The following is a 16,978-nucleotide window of genomic DNA, read 5'->3' on the forward strand; positions in this document are numbered from 1 at the left end:
GCAATATAACAACTCTACAGTTTTGGGCAAGAATAAAAAGCCTGCTCTCTTTTTTCATCTTTAAGATTTGACAATACGCATAATTTCATGCTGACCTGTTTTTTGTAACTTTATCCCTATATGAACTTCGGTATATTCTTTGCTATTAACATAGAGCATATTTTTAGGTCCCCATTTTACTTTAATGCGATAAACGGCATCATAAAACTTCATTGTTGCTTCATATTTTGGCCAAATAGAGGGTAAATGTGGCTGCAAAAACAATAGGTCTCCCTGACGCTGTATTCCAAGAATAGCTTGTGTTGCGGCGCGATAAAACCAACCGGCTGAACCTGTATACCAAGTCCAACCGCCTTGACCACATCGTGGTTCAACAGCATAAATATCTGCAGCCATCACATAAGGTTCAACACGATAAATTTCAGGATCTTGTCCATGGGTAATTGGGTTTATCATAGAAAATAAAGCATAAGCTTTATCGTTTTGTTCCATTTCAGCCAACGCAAAAATACTCCAAATGGCACCATGCGTGTATTGACCACCATTTTCTCGAATTCCTGGAGGATAACCTTTTATATAACCAGGCTCGAGCGTACTTTTATCAAAAGGCGGCCAAAAAAGGCGAATGAGTCCGCCTTTTTTATCATAGAGCTGTTCCAACATTGATTTCATCGCTTGTTTTTGACGTTCAGGCGATGCCATTTGAGAAATGACAGCCCAAGATTGAGCAATGGTATCAATTTGACATTCATCATTGATTTTAGAGCCAAGAGGTGTTCCATCATCAAAATAACCACGTCGATACCAAGCACCATCCCAACCGTTTTTCTCTAGGGATTTTGTTAAATGTTCAAGGTACGTACTCCATATTTGCATATGGCTATTATCACCACGTTTTTGGGCTAAAGAGATAAATGCTTGTAATGTGTACCCAAGAAACCATCCTAACCAAATGCTTTCGCCTTTTCCTTCCACACCAACCAAATTCATACCATCATTCCAATCCCCACCTAAAATAAGAGGGAGACCATGTGGTCCGCAGCGTTTAATGGCAAGGTCTAAAGCTAAAGCACAATGTTCATAAACTGTTGCAACCTTTGAGGATTGGGTGGGTTGAAAATAAGCATCCTGTTGCCCACTTTTGAGAACATCACCTTCAATAAAAGGAATGAGCGTATCAAGAAAAGCGTCATCACCAGTGGTAGTGACATAAAGAGCTGTTGCATATGCAAGCCAAACGATATCATCAGAAATGTATGTACGAACACCAGCATTTGTGTCAGGCAACCACCAATGTTGCACATCACCTTCAAGAAATTGGTGCGCTGCTGCATTTAACAATTGTTCACGTGCTAATTGTGGTTCCAGCAATAACAAAGACAAGCTATCTTGTAACTGGTCACGAAAACCAAATGCACCACTCGCTTGGTAAAAGCCTGCGCGTGCCATGATGCGGCATGCGTAGATTTGATAAGGAAGCCAATGGTTGACCATAAGATTAAAAGAAGCATCAGGTGTTTTGACTTGGAAAGGAGAAACAAAATCACTCCATTGCTGTTTTTGTTTTGTGAGCTGAATTTCAAAATCACTTGCACGTACTTGATTGAGTAATTTTTCAGCTTCTTGCCTATTTTCAGCACTACCAAGATAGAATATGATTTCTTTTGTTTGCCCTGGTTGAAGATCAATATCATAAGCGAATGCTGAACAAGGATCACATCCTGCTTCAATGGTATTCGAAAGAGCACCGGCTTTACGGATCGCATTTGGACGTGTTACGGTTCCCGTTGCACCAATAAATTCAGCGCGATTGGTCGTAGTGCTGGTTGGCATTTCGGATGCTGATAAAAATGTAACTTGTTGAGATTTCTCGATGTGATAGGGATTTTGAATAAAATGTGCACCCCATCTGTCCTCATAAGAGGAAACAATAAAGGGGGCATATTTTGTACGGACATTTCCCAAAACCCATTCAACATAATTATAAAGGCGTAAACTGCGTGGTTTTTTCCCTTCATTCGTAAGGATAAGACGTGAAAAGCGAATAGGTTTTTCGGGATCAAGTGTATGAGTCAGTTCTAATGCGATTTCTGAATGTGTTGATTTAAAAGTTGAGAATCCAAACCCATGACAAGCCTCATAGACAATATTTTCGTCACATTCAACAGTAGAAACGGGTGAGAAACGTTTTAAAGACTGGCGATCAACCAGATAAAGAGCTTCTCCTGGTCGGTTAGACGTTGGATCATTCGCCCAAGGAGTTAGTTGATAATCGCGGCTATTGTTAGCCCAAGTAAAAATTGCACCTTCAGCAGAGACATGAAAACCAAATCTGTGATTAGCAATGACATTAATCCACGGATGCGGTGTAGTGGTACGTCCATGAAGACGTATTACATAATGATTGTGCTGATTAAAACCACCGTAACCATTCCAATATCTTAGATCTTCTCCATTTGGGAGAAAAGAGGATGGTTTTTGTTGGCTAATAAGACCAATGGAAGAAAAAAGATTTTGTTCAGTTTGTGTTGTAAATTGCTGTCCTTCGTTATATCTTGGCAAGTTTAATTGATCATAAGATTCTTGATAATTTTTACGAACTGTGAGATTAAAATCATTCTCATCAAGTCGTTTAAGTTGTTCAGATAAAGAGCTATTTTGGGCATCAAGAACGATACGCGCTGATGCAAGAAGCGTTTTAAAACTATTTTCACTCATTTGATCGCGTCGAAGCATGAAAATATGTTGGCGTTCATCTGCTTTTTGCGTGTGGTGATAATAAGATTCACAGACCCACTCAAGAGCGCGTTGTGTATTTTGTATGTAGGAAAATGTTTGTTCATTAAGAATGACCAAATCAACAATGAGTCCGCGCATACGCCAATATTCATGTGCTTTAAGGAGCTCGCGCAGTACAGTTATATTTCCCTCGTTATTTAATCTAAGAAGACAGAGTGGATTGTCTCCTGAGATAGACATAGGCCAAAGATTAGACTGTTTTCCTATCGTTTTTGCTAATATTTCAGAAGGAAGACGCCACGTTCTTTCTGGATAAATAAGCGGTGTTGCATATTTTTGATAGATAATAGCTTCTTTAAGCTGGGTTCCGCTCTGATACAGTGCGACTTGTGAGCGCGTCCATGCCATTGAAAGTTCTTTTTGAAACATATCAGGTTGTCGATAATGTTTAATATGATTATTTAGCGCTTCTTTTGTATGAGCAGCAAAAGTCCAAAAAATAAGTTCTGCTTTTTCATGGGCTGAAATTTTTATACGGCATCGCAATGACATAACAGGGTCAAGAACACAACCTTGACTATTACTGAAACGAGCATTTTGGTCAAATGCAGTGGGCCGATGAATGGATCGCCCCCGACCAATAAACAGAGAGCGATCTGTTTCAGCTTCTGTCTCTTGGAGAATATCTGTTGTACTAGAAACAAAATGGGCAACATAGATTTCAGGATCACTAGGCGAGCGTTTGCGCCTTTTGGCAAAAATTGTTTTACCTTCTTCAGTAATTTCTGTCTCTATAAACATACGGGAAAAAACAGGATGAACTTGGTCTGTATCCATCGTTGCAAGCGCTAATTCACCATAAGAAGTCACTTCAATGAGTCGGTCTTTATTTGTCGTATTCATCAATTGAATACGTCTCCCTTCGCCACATCCTTCAGATGTAATAAGACATTCAAGTGTTGATTTAATACCATCAACCATTTTTGTATATTCAGCCTTTTCATCTGTAAAAATGCTGACAGCTTCTTCTTCAATAACACGTGTTGGCTCACCAGTAACAGACCACCACCGTCCACTATGCGTATCACGTAAGAAGAATAAAGTACCTTGTTGATCTTCTGTTGCATCAGGAATAAAGCGCGTAATCGCATAATCGTGCCAACGGCTGTAACCAGAACCATTCGCTGTTAACATGGTAGAATAAAAGCCATTAGACAAAAGTAAAGTTGCTCGTGGTTTGAGTAACGGGTTTGTAATAATGCGCAAAGGGGCTGCGTCAAATGCTTGAGACTTATTGCGCATACGATTAACAGCTTTGGTATGAATAATAGGAATGAGATGAGGCGCTCTTTCCTGTAAGAGCAATTGTGTTGCTTCAATAACGGGATCACGGTGAAAACGATCACGCATTCGCCCTTGAAAAATAACATTGTTAAGAGCAAGAATAGACATACCATGATGGTGCGCATAATAATTGCGTACAATGGCGTATTTTTCCCCTGTTTTCACGCGTGTTGGAGTAAAATCAACAGAGTCATAATAACCATATGTTCCTAAAGCTCCAAGATCACGGAGTCGTTTTAAATTAGCGACAGCGCAAGCAGGAGCATATTGTGCCGCTAGAAGGCTGGCATAGGGAGCAATGACAGCATTGCGTGAAAGACCACGTTGGAGTCCGAGGTTTGGAACACCAAAATGAGCGTATTGGTAATTCATTAAATGATCGCGAGCATTAAATGCGGCTTCTGAAATACCCCATGGCAATTCCCGTTTATGGGCATATTGTATTTGACAACGAATAATCAATCGATTTGTTTGATCTAAGAGAGACCCTAAAGGTTCATGCATTACGAGAGATGGCATAAGATATTCGAACATTGATCCAGACCATGATAGGAGTGCACCTTTCCCACCTATGGGTACGAGAAGTCGACCAAGACGAAACCAATGTTTAAGTTTTATATCTCCTTTTGCGATGGCAAAAAAGCTTGCAAGACGTGCTTCTGAAGCAAGTAGGTCATAACAATTTTCATCGAGTTTGTTTTCTTGAACACGATATCCAATGGATAAGAGATGCCGTTTAGGCTGTTCTAAAAAGTCAAATTTCATATCAAAGGCTATTTGCCGTGCCATTATAGCCAGCCTGTTTAGGTTTTTACGTAATTTTTCAGTATCACAATGAGCAGTCGCATCATGATGATGAGCGTTACAGGTGTCGATAAGGCATTTAGCCCAAGAAAGCGCACGAGCAGATTCTATCGTTTGAATTTTGTGGTCAAGTTCACCGACTAAGTGCACAATATCGTGGGCTGCAAGTGAAAGATCTATGATGTGAGAAGGGACCGTATTTTCTTGTTCTAAAAAAGTGAAGACAGAGTCATGAAAACGAGTGATGTTTTCTTCGATTTTTTGGCGTAAAGAGCGTAAACTGGGTTGATGATCTGGAATTTCTCTGACAGTTTCTTCAAGAATAGCAAGAACATCCGATAAGCCTTCTCGATCACTTTGGAAAAAAAGAGGCGGTTTTTCAGCCCATTCACTTAAAGCAGAAGAGAGTGTTACCAAATGACCGGCAAGATTTCCTGAATCAACGGTTGATACATAAGTAGGCAAAAGAGGCCTGAGTGTCTCCGTTTCATACCAATTATAGAGATGACCACGAAACTTTTCCATTTTTGTAAGAGAGCGTAATGTACATTCAATACGGGTGATGGTCTCTTCAAAACCAATCCAGCCAAAATCACGTGCTGCAATAATAGAAAGGAGATAAACGCCAATATTCGTAGGCGATGTACGTTGAGCAACAAGAGGTTCAGGATCTTCTTGAAAATTATCGGGAGGCAGATGGTTGTTTTGTGCATTGACAAAGGTTGTATAATAAAGCCATGTCCGCCGTGCAATAGAGCGAAGTTTTTTTTCATCTTTTGAAGAAAGATCAAGGCTATCTTGAAAGGTTGAAGGTTGACTCACAATCCAAGCAATAAAGGGTGAAAAAAACCATGCTATCCCAAAAGGCAAAGCAACCAAGCTTGCAAAACTATCAGAAAAAAGAGGGAGTGCTATAGTAAGAATACCAATAAGCGATGCTGGTGCCATTGTAAAAACATAGACACGCAAACTATTGGGCATTGATTTTGTTGCGGCAGAAGTTTTCCATTCAAGAAGATGCTGTTTTGAAATCGTCATACGATAGAGTGTACGAATAATCGCATCGGTCATAAAATACGCCGAATGAGCAAGAAACGTCGTTTTAAGAAATATATCAGCGCTTGTAAGAGCAATTTTGTTCCAAATTAATTGAAAATGTCCACGCAAAGAATGATCTATATTGGATGAGACAAGCGTTTTTAATACACATAGAATGGGTGAAATGAAGGAGCTAAACAACAAGAATAGTTGCCAGACGATTGCACTCTTTAAAGACAAAAAAGCCCATCCTGCAAATGCTGCGATTAACCACATAAGTGGAGTGAGAGAACGACGTAAATTATCCTGCATTTTCCAACGCGTCACGGAACTTATTTGACGGTGGGAAAAAAGATAAGGCAAAAGCTGCCAATCACCGCGGACCCAACGATGATAACGCATAACATCAATATTGTAAGCGGTTGGATAGTCTTCAATGATTTCTATGCTACTTACCAGAGCAGTACGAGCATAACCTCCTTCTAAGAGATCATGACTAAGAGTAGTATTTTCTTTAATTTTGCCATCAAGCGCTTGTTCAAATGCATCAATATTATAAAGACCTTTACCGATAAAGGTGCCTTCTCCTAAAAGATCTTGATAAGTATCAGAAACAGCAAAAACATAAGGATCAATGCCACGGTTTATAGAAAAAACCCGTTGGAGAATTGATGTTTTTTTTCCTGTTGTAAGAGAAGGAATAATGCGTGGTTGTAAAATGCTATAGCCCTTTACAACCTTTCCACTTTGTAGATCAAAAACGGGATGATTGAGTGGATGGTTAAGCTTTCCAACAAGTTTCGCGACGCTCTCTGGAGTAAGACGTGTATCACAATCCAGCGTCATAACAAAACGGCAATCCATAGGAAGATGTGGATTGGGAGGATAAAAGCTTGTATTTTTATCGCCTCTTAAGAGCCGATTAAGTTCATGAAGTTTTCCTCGCTTTCGTTCCCATCCCATCCAACATTTTTCGCTTGTATTATAAAGGCGTCGGCGATGTAAAAGGAAAAAAAGCGGAAGTTCATCACGATGATAACGACTATTGAGTTTATCAATACTCTTTTGCGCATAGTGCAATAAATCAAGATCATCTTGCGTTTCTCTCAATGGAGCATCCACCCAATCTGTAATGAGTGCAAAATGAATGGCACCTTTAGGATTGGAAAGATAGTGCACTTCAAGATTGCGCACTTGTTCATCAATGTCAGCGCGTGATGTCATCAAAGTAGGTACAACAACCATTGTCCGTGCATGTTTTGGAATACCTTCTTTATATTCATAACCAATGAGTTGTCTTGATGGGACAAACCACGAAACAACAGTATTAAATAAAGCAAAAGCAGCATCGATAGCAGGAAAAAGCGCCAATACAGTAAAGCAAAAAGACATCCATTGTGTCATGCCAGATAGCTGTAAAAGGGCGTAAATTACAAGCAAAAGAGCAAGCATCAGAAAAGAGACAGGAATGGCGATGACTCTCAATTTTGAGCAACAGGAAGCGCGTGTCCATTTTATGAGAAAGGGCGGAATATATCCACAAGCCTTTTCAAATATACCACAACCATCATCAACAAGGTACCACCCCACACAAGAATGATGAGGCATATCTTTAGAAGTGGAATTTGCCATTTCTACAACTTTATGTGCAACTTCCAGTTCACTAAGAGGCGAAAAGCGAGAAACTTTTTCAATGACTTGTCGATAAATATTGCGTGAGTGAGCATCAATTTCAGAAAAATCACTATTTTTACGCAAAATAGAATCGACACAACTCACTGTTTCAAACCATGCTGTCCAATCAACATCATCTATAGCTTTAAGAGCACGGATAATATTACCCATGGTCACACCATCTGCTGCTTGTCGGGTATGTTCATCGGCTGTTGCAATCTCTAAGCTACTGCCTTGGCTTTTCAATTGCTTTTCAAGCCAAGTTAATGCTACGGTTGAATCGACAGATGCACTGCGCAGGCGATAGAATAAATGTGCTGAAAAAGTTGGATCAACAATAAATGATTTATACTGCGTAAAAAGAGAGTGTAGATTTGTTTTATTTTTTACAAGAGAAATTTTATCTGCAACTTGACTAGCAAGATGGCGCATATGTCGTGCTTTTTCGATACGTACTGAAAGACGACGGACATTTTCAATGAGCAGCATTTGCATAACTGAAGGAAGAGCCCACAATTCACCAATTGTGAGCGCACAAACTTCTTGAAATCCGTTGGTCATAGCAGTGAGTGTTTCTTGTGAAAAGCTGCTATCGGTATGCGCAATATAAAGCCAAGTTAAAGCAAAAATTCGTGGTATTCCGGCTTTGTGTGTAGAAAGAGGAAGTTGCTTTATGAAGGACTTGGGTAGATTACAACGTAGCTTTTGTATGGTTTTATCAATGGTGTAATGATTATCAATGAGCCATTGAGCAGATGGTGCGATAGTTTCATCATTTCGAGCAGCAAAATCACTGGTATGAAAGGCATGAAGAATAAGTTTAGCATTTTCATTCAATCTCTTGCGAAAATCTCCTACTCCTTCATATTCAGGGAGTAAAATTTCTTTACCAGAAGCTATATCATGCCCTAAGTTATAAAGATCTTCCTGTACCTTATAAATTGCACGAAGAGGAAAATCCGTATTAATAAAATGATCTTTTTTCTCTTTTTGAGAAAAAAAGCACTTTATGAAAGGTATTATGCACGTCATAGTGTCCCATTGTTATTCAATTACATCGTTTTTTATTTAAATTTTAAGCATTTTATCTGAATAGTGAACCGTTGTTAGATAAAAAACAAACTTTTTGTTTTTATTTGCAAGCATTTATAATTTTTGTTTCAATAATTTAAAAATAAGCAGACAATTTTTTTAGAAAATAAAAAGGTCACTCCTAATGAGTGACCTTAATAATAAAACCAACTTTAATGATTGATGATTAATCTTGTTCTTGTTTTTTCAAAGCTGCACCCAAAATATCACCAAGAGAAGCACCTGAATCTGTAGAACCATATTGTGCAACAGCTTCTTTTTCTTCTGCAATTTCTAAAGCTTTAATCGATACTGAAATTTTACGTGTTTTTTTATCAAATGCTGTGATGCGAGCATCAACCTTTTGCCCAATTGCGAAACGCTCAGGACGTTGCTCATCACGATCACGCGCAAGATCAGCACGCCGAATGGTTGTCTCAAGGTTGTGGTCAATCAATTTCACACCAATGTCATTGTCGTTAACAGCAATCACTTCGCATGTTACAACTGCACCTTTTCGCAATTCGCCAGAAGCAGCAGCTTCTCCAACTTTATCACTGGAAAGCTGCTTAATTCCAAGAGAAATGCGCTCTTTTTCAATATCAACATCAAGGACCACAGCTTTAACGATATCGCCTTTATTGTAAGTATCAATAACTTGTTCACCAGGACGATTCCAATCAAGATCAGACAAATGAACCATACCGTCAACATCGCCTTCAAGCCCAATAAACAGACCAAATTCTGTTTTATTTTTGACCTCTCCTTCAATTTGCGAATTGACAGGAAATTTATTGGCAAAAGCTTCCCATGGATTTTCAAATGTTTGCTTTAAGCCAAGAGAAATACGCCGTTTAGAAGGATCAATCTCAAGAACAACCACTTCTACTTCTTGTGATGTAGACAGAATTTTTCCAGGATGAACATTTTTCTTTGTCCAGCTCATTTCAGAAACATGGATCAGCCCTTCAATTCCTGGTTCAATTTCAACAAAACCACCGTAATCAGTAATGTTGGTAACAGCACCCGTAATTTTTTTACCAATCGGATACCGGACACTGATGCTTTCCCAAGGATCACTTTCAAGCTGTTTCATTCCAAGAGAAATACGGTGCGTATCTTGATTAATGCGAATAATCTGCACTTTAATCGTTTGGCCAATTGTGAGCACTTCAGATGGGTGATTAACACGCCGCCATGCCATATCTGTAACGTGCAAGAGACCATCAATCCCACCAAGATCAACAAAGGCACCATAATCTGTAATATTTTTCACCACACCTTCAACGATTTGGTTTTCTTCAAGATTTTGTACGATTTCTGAACGTTGCTCAGCGCGACTTTCTTCTAAAACAGTGCGGCGTGAGACCACAATATTGCCACGACGACGATCCATCTTCAAAATTTCAAAGGACTGTGAATTATGCATGAGAGGTGAAACATCACGAATGGGACGAATATCAACTTGGCTGCGAGGCAAGAAAGCAACGGCACCATCAAGATCGACTGTAAAACCACCTTTTACTTGGCTAAAGATCACTCCATCAACGCGTGCACCAGCATTGAATTTTTCCTCCAAACGGACCCAACTTTCTTCGCGCCGTGCTTTTTCACGCGATAAAACAGCTTCACCCATCGCATTTTCAATGCGTTCAATGTAAACCTCAACTTCATCGCCAACTTGCAAAGAACCATCTTTTGCTTTAGCTCCAAATTCTTTGAGAGGAATACGTCCTTCGACTTTAAGACCAGCATCAATAATGGCCATGTCTTTTTCGATTGCAATAACACGACCTTTAACAACAGATCCTTCATTAAGATCATTAGTTTGAAAAGATTCTGTTAAAAGGGCTTCAAAATCCGCTGTTGTGGGATTGTATTGTGACATAGGAACTCCTAATATATACCTTGTATTATAAGGTATGAGCGCTAGGTTAGTGTTAACATAAATAACTCCCTAGCCTTTTTCCTTGAATAAAGGAAAAAAAGTTAGCGCTAGGCTGGAAGTTACCTTAACGAATTTATCCAATTATATGCATTTTTATGATTGGATCAATAAAGCTGCATGCAATTTCAAATGTTGCTTCTATACTCAATTCTGACGTATCAAGCAAGTGGGCGTTTTTTGCTGGTTTTAGTGGACTTTGTTTGCGCGTTATATCGCGACTGTCGCGCTGTTCAAGTTGAGCTAGGATTTCATGATAATTTGCTTGAACACCTTTTTTTAAAATCTCTTGGTAGCGGCGTTTGGCGCGTGTTTGAACATTGGCTAGAATATAAAACTTGATATCGGCATCAGGACAAACAATCGTTCCGATATCACGCCCATCAAGCACACAGCCGGGCAAAACTTTAGCAAAGTTGCGTTGTTTTTCGACAAGAATTTTGCGTACAGCAGGGTTAATTGCTATTTTTGAAGCCGCTTCACCAAGTTCATGAGAAGAAAGAAGAGCAGGATTTAAGGTGTTAAAATCAAGTCCTTTAGCATAAATAATAGCATTTTTTTCATCATTAAGAGCTAAATTTTGCTGTAAAAGCGTATGAGCAACACTACGATAAGTAAGACCAGTATCGAGATGACGAAGGCGATAATGTGCAGCAATTTTGCATGCTAAGGTTCCTTTGCCTGAGGCAGCAGGTCCATCAATGGCGATAACAAAAGGCTTCACGCGATTTTTCCCCCAAGTTGTTTTATAAAAGGAATAAATTCTGGAAAGCTCGTAGCAATCATTCGTTTATCATCAATGGTAACAGGTTTTTCTGATACAAGCCCAAAAATGAGAAAACACATAGCAATTCGATGATCAAGATGTGTGGCAACATACCCACCCCCCAAACCTTTGGCAGAACCTTTTCCATAAACAATAAGAAAATCTTGACCTTCTTCACAGTCTACGCAATTAATTTTTAATCCTTGAGCAACAGCAGACAATCGATCTGATTCTTTTACACGCAATTCTTCAATTCCTAGCATAACTGTTTTGCCTTCTGCAAAGGCTGCTGCTACTGCCAAAGCAGGATATTCATCTATCATCGATGAAGCACGTTCTTTGGGCACCGTAACGCCTCTAAGGACCGATGATTTTATCCGTAGATCAGCAACATCCTCTCCACCTGTTTGACGTCGGTTCAAAAATTCAATTTGAGCACCCATTTCCCACAATGTTTCGATAAGTCCTATTCGAGAGTTATTTATCAAAACATTTTCAATGGTGATATCAGAGTCTTCTATAAGAAGGGCTGCGATAATTGGAAAAGCAGCAGAAGAAGGATCACCCGGAATATGAATCGTTTGTCCAGTAAGATGGGGTTGACCATTAAGATAAATCAAACGCGCACCTTCGTTATCTTTTTCTATTTCAAGTTGCGCACCGAATGCTTTTAACATTTTTTCCGTATGATCTCGTGTCAGAACTGGTTCAATAACAGTTGTAGTGCCGGCGGTATTGAGTCCAGCAAGCAGGATTGCTGATTTAATTTGGGAGGAAGCTATTGGAACACGATAACGAATCGGATTAGCCATTTTCGGACCATAAAGCGTTAAAGGAAGGTGATCGTCGCGCGTTGCCTCAATTTCAACCCCCATGAGACGCAGTGGATCAAGGATACGTCCCATTGGACGTTTAGAGAGAGAAGCATCACCAATAAAGGTTGTTTTCATATGATACGGACCAACCATTCCCATAACCAAACGAGCACCTGTTCCAGCGTTTCCAAAGTCTAAAGGTTTTTGTGCAGCTAAAAGGCAACCATTCCCTGTTCCTCGTATGATCCAGAAGTCTTCTTTTTTAATAATACAGGCACCCATAGCTTGCATAGCAGCAGCTGTATTGAGTACATCAGCGCTTTCAAGTAATCCATGAATATATGTCTCACCACTTGCTAATCCTCCCAATATAAGAGAGCGATGAGAGATTGATTTATCTCCTGGTATTTGAATTTTTCCAGAGAGACTACTCGATTTATAGGTGGTTATAGGGATTGCTTTTTGCATGGAAATTCTATTTAATTCTATCTAACTTTTATCAAATTGTGCATCCTTTAGCACATGCTTTAAAAGACGTCATGAAAAAATCACTGTGGAACAGTGTATTTATCTTTGACAAAGGTATTATTTTTCGATTAAGCACCATAAAATTTATCTTTTAATGGAATAATAGTTAATCAAAGAGGCACGGTTTATGGCAAAACAAGAACTTGGAACTAAACGTGTTGATCCAGAAACAGGAAAAAAATTTTACGATCTAAATCGCGATCCTATTGTGTCGCCCTATACAGGAATTTCTTATCCGCGTTCTTACTTTGAAGTTGCAGCAGCTGAAGCAAATAATGAAGAAGAAGTTGATACTGAAGAGCTTGATACAGCACTTGAAAAATCTGCTTTTATGCTTCTTGAAGATGATGATGTGGATTCTAAAGATGACGATCTTCCTGATTTAGAAGATAGTGATGTAGATCTTGGTGATGATGATGATACATTTTTGTCTCATGATGGTGACGATGAAGATGATGACGTTACTGATATTCTCGGAGGCGGTGTTTCTAATGATGACGATGCTTAAAAGAAGTAAAAGAGGACATCTTTTCCATTGAATGTAAATTCTTCTTGATCTTCAATTTTGATCGTTCTAGAAAAGCTGGAATTGTATACTGTCTTTTTGGGACAATTTGTTTTTATAGGGGCTATAGCTCAGCTGGGAGAGCGCTTGCATGGCATGCAAGAGGTCAGCGGTTCGATCCCGCTTAGCTCCACCAAAAAGACCAACTGTTCTATCAAGGGAATCAATTATAATAAAAGATGTGTGCATCAATTTAAAAGGTTTATGTGCTATTTAATTATCATTCCAATAGCGCCTGTTCCTTGCATTTTAATGATATTATAATACATTTTTAATCATTTGTTGGATTATAAAATTTACTGTCGCAACCGTGAAAGTAGATAATTTTTTTATGCTTTGCACAGAAATAGAAAATGAGCTGTTTAACCTGCGCCTTGTCTTAAAGGACAAAATTTGAATTTCCTTTACCACAATATTTCCACAAATATCATAATATGTTGGTTACCGGTATCTTTTTAAAAGATATGAAGTACTTAAACAAAGAGTAGAGAATAAAATATTAAAATATACTTCTCAATTATTGCGAATCAGAACTTTTTTCGAGTATTTTTAGCTTGATCAGATGTTCTGCCAATTAAAAATTATCCACCTTGAGTAGCGTATACCTGCTCAATACTAAGGTATATTAACACTTAAATAATATATTGAATCAATTAATTTTTTCCTTGCACGTCACAAACAAGGTCGAGGTGTAAGAGCAAAGTGGTGCCATCATTATATGTGCTAATTCCCAATGTTACGGATAATTCTTACATTTGAGAATGTATGTTCATAAAAAAACATTTTTAGTCTTTTCTTTCACAGTTTTTATCCACATACCCATTGTGCTTGTTATGTGCAAGCCAATGGTTTTATTGATTCAGCCTCAAGAAATCTGAAACGATAAAACCCTACGCCATTCGAGATTCTTACTTTAATATGAATAACGATATATTATCTTTATAAATCAACATCTTAAACCATTTAAGAAAAAGAATAAAAATGCTTCTCATAAATATTCTCAAATGCAAAAGCTATCACAACATTGGAGACTGACTTGTTACTTCATAGGCGTTACAAATCTTTCTCTGAATACTCCCTACCCTGAGTATTCATTGTGTGTAAAGTTGCATATACCTTATCATCCTATAAACGGGAGTGTTTTTACAATACAATAAGATAACTTCTTTCAATTAAGATGAACTGGATGGACGAGTATGTTTTATTTCATACAATACTAAATACACTTAGTTTTTTTGAAGACTGTAGCGCCCTCTTTATACAAAACAACGTTTTTTCGTTTAATGCATTTCTCGTTTTTTTATATTGAATATTTTACCCTTTTTATGATGCCCGAATTGCATTTGTTTTAATTGCTATTTTATACGCTTAACAAAGAAAATATTCATATAATAATCAGCCAGTAATACGCATAATGAAAATAAAAAATGATATTATATTTTAAAATTTTTCTTCAATAACCTCTAGTACTTAGCCCAATGCGAAATGCCAACACTAAATAGAAGATGGTTTCTATTATAAATTTTTTTAACAAAGGAGGTAAAAATGTCGAGAGTATCTTCAAATATATTGTGTATTGCAAAAGCTTTCTGTCGCTTGAGTTTATTCTAAAAAATAACAATTTATTTCATTGAACGATCGGAAAAACGACACTATTTTATCATATTATGTGGAATTTTGCTTTTGAATAATTTTATCCCATCAATTCCCTGATTGAGATTTTCAAAAATCTTCCCTAATGCCATCCACATCTTTTTAATTGCTGTTCATAGAGCCTCGATATCCTTGCCATGCGCTGTGCTGTCTGTGAAAGCGCAGCACTGACATGCCCACCACTACGTGCATAAGCACCATGCCCCATATGATAATTTAAATAAAGGCTATATGCATCATCAAACCTCACCCCATTGCGTTGAACACTTTGGCTATGATACCAAGCAACAAAATCAGCAGCATCTGCGAAATTCGTACGCCATGCAAAAGACTTTCCTGTAGAGCGAAGATACATTGCCCATGTACTATCAAGCGCTTGAGCATAACCATAAGCTGTCGACCGACGCTTCCATGGAATAAAACCAAGTAGTTTTTTGCGTGGAGGACGTGCATTGTGACGAAAGCTCGATTCCATCTTAATGGTTGCAAGAATAATAGGCATAGGAATTCCATAGCGCATTTCCGCTCTTTGAGACACCTTACCCCAATTGTCAAAAAAACCATTTTTTTGTGCTAAAATAGCACAAGCATTATTTGTGTGGATGGGAGTGGTTGTTGCACATCCCTCTAGCAAAAACACCAGTGCCCCTAAAAACAAAAGGTGTCGCATATTCCTATTCCTCTCGTTTAAGAAATAAAACAAGATAGAGATACTAAAAAATGATTACCAATCAATAAAGAACATGATCTAACTTGTAATATTTAAGAAGCTTGCTTTGCTTTATTCCTCATCAGCAAAACGCAATGTTTGCGACTGAGCCAATGTTGTCATTTTTGTTGGTTCAGAGTAATTTTCTTTTAATTCGACAGTTTCAATGCGATTTGCCCGTTTCATGATTTTGGAGGACGATATCAAAATTCCCTCTATATCTTCACCTGCTTTATGAAAGTGCTTCTGTAGTGCGCGAACACGCGTATCCATTCGTCCAAAATCTTCCATCAATTTTGCTACTTCTGATTGAATTAAATGCGCTTGTTCACGCATCCGCGCATCTTTCATAATGGTTTGTACCACTTGGACAGAGAGCATCAACAAAGATGGTGAAACAATAATCACATGGGCTCTATTGGATTTTTGTACCAATGCCTCAAAGTCCTCATAAATTGTTGCGAAAATCGATTCAGATGGCACAAAAAGGAAAGCAGTGTCATGGGTTTCTCCAGGAATCAAATATTTTTGTGCAATATCACGAATATGAACTTCCATATCGGTACGAAATTGGCGTTCTGCCTCTTGACGCTCTTGCGCTGATTCTGCCTTACGCATAGCATTCCAAGCTTCCAGAGGAAATTTAGCATCAACAACAAGAGAAGGAGCTTTATTGGGCATATGAATGAGACAATCTGGGCGCTTTCCATTGGAAAGAACAGCCTGAAAAGCATAAGCGTTTGTTGGTAAGGCATCGGCAATAATTGCTTCCATCCGCCCTTGACCGAAAGTACCACGCGTCTGCTTATTGCTTAAAATGGACTGCAACTGAACAACTTGTCCCGTAAGCGATTGAATATTATTTTGTGCTGCATCAATCACTGCTAAACGTTCTTGCAAACGATTCAAATTTTCATAAGTGGATTTGGTCTGTACCTGAAGTGTTTGGCCTAAGCTTGTTGTCATCCCATTGAGTTGCTCACTGAGTGATTTATTCAATTCAGCTTGCCGTTGACCAAAAATTTCCGCCATCGTTTGCATTCGTCCTTGCATTTCAGCTTGTGTTTTCAGCAAAGTAGCCATCTGCATTTGTGCCTCACGTGCGCGTTCAGCAATTTCATTTTCCAAAAATGCTTTTTTTCGATGAGAATGTATCAACATAAAAAATGCCAAACAGACAAGTATAAATAAAAGCAAAAGCATTAGTTTAGAAAAAAAATCACCAGCGAGTATGGAAAAAAACGAATCAAACATAAATTGTAATATAACGCTCTTATTGTAAAAAAACGCAAGAATCCGTTATTCAATATTGACCAATAACAAACCA

Annotated in this window: 7 protein-coding genes and 1 tRNA gene; 2 read left to right on the plus strand and 6 right to left on the minus strand. The window is 38.4% G+C overall.

The genetic code is table 11. From position 1 onward, the window contains the following. Positions 1-60: 60 nt before the first annotated feature. From ACFINZ_RS02765 to aroA, 4 genes are all read right to left on the minus strand, one after another. Positions 61-8,631 (minus strand): GH36-type glycosyl hydrolase domain-containing protein, encoded by an 8,571-nt coding sequence (locus tag ACFINZ_RS02765; RefSeq protein WP_375701156.1) that lies wholly within the window; start codon positions 8,629-8,631, stop codon positions 61-63. Positions 8,632-8,857: 226 nt separating this feature from the next. After that, positions 8,858-10,558: a 30S ribosomal protein S1 gene (rpsA, locus tag ACFINZ_RS02770; RefSeq protein ID WP_026500132.1), complete on the minus strand. Its 1,701-nt coding sequence runs from the start codon at positions 10,556-10,558 to the stop codon at positions 8,858-8,860. Positions 10,559-10,691: 133 nt separating this feature from the next. Beyond that, entirely contained in the window at positions 10,692-11,339 is a 648-nt protein-coding gene (gene cmk / locus ACFINZ_RS02775) for a (d)CMP kinase (RefSeq protein ID WP_375633683.1), read from the minus strand. Further along, positions 11,336-12,664, minus strand: coding sequence for a 3-phosphoshikimate 1-carboxyvinyltransferase (gene aroA / locus ACFINZ_RS02780; RefSeq protein ID WP_375676934.1), 1,329 nt, complete (start codon positions 12,662-12,664; stop codon positions 11,336-11,338). The genes cmk and aroA overlap by 4 nt, the downstream gene beginning before the upstream one ends. A gap of 187 nt (positions 12,665-12,851) precedes the next feature. On the opposite strand from aroA, the gene ACFINZ_RS02785 reads away from it, so the two are divergent. Continuing rightward, on the plus strand, positions 12,852-13,232 hold the full coding sequence (locus tag ACFINZ_RS02785) for a TIGR02300 family protein (protein WP_375611400.1): 381 nt from the start codon (positions 12,852-12,854) through the stop codon (positions 13,230-13,232). Between the two features lie 117 nt (positions 13,233-13,349). After that, positions 13,350-13,425 (plus strand) — tRNA-Ala (locus ACFINZ_RS02790). 1,599 nt (positions 13,426-15,024) lie between these two features. Here the strand turns inward: ACFINZ_RS02790 and ACFINZ_RS02795 are convergent. Together ACFINZ_RS02795 and ACFINZ_RS02800 are read right to left on the minus strand one after the other, a co-directional pair. Next, entirely contained in the window at positions 15,025-15,612 is a 588-nt protein-coding gene (locus tag ACFINZ_RS02795; RefSeq protein WP_375612813.1) for a hypothetical protein, read from the minus strand. A 111-nt stretch (positions 15,613-15,723) separates the two neighbouring features. After that, positions 15,724-16,905, minus strand: a complete 1,182-nt coding sequence (locus ACFINZ_RS02800) for a DNA recombination protein RmuC (protein WP_375612812.1) — start codon at positions 16,903-16,905, stop codon at positions 15,724-15,726. Positions 16,906-16,978: the final 73 nt, after the last annotated feature.

The organism is Bartonella sp. AA81SXKL, assembly GCF_042196945.1.
Lineage (GTDB): Bacteria > Pseudomonadota > Alphaproteobacteria > Rhizobiales > Rhizobiaceae > Bartonella.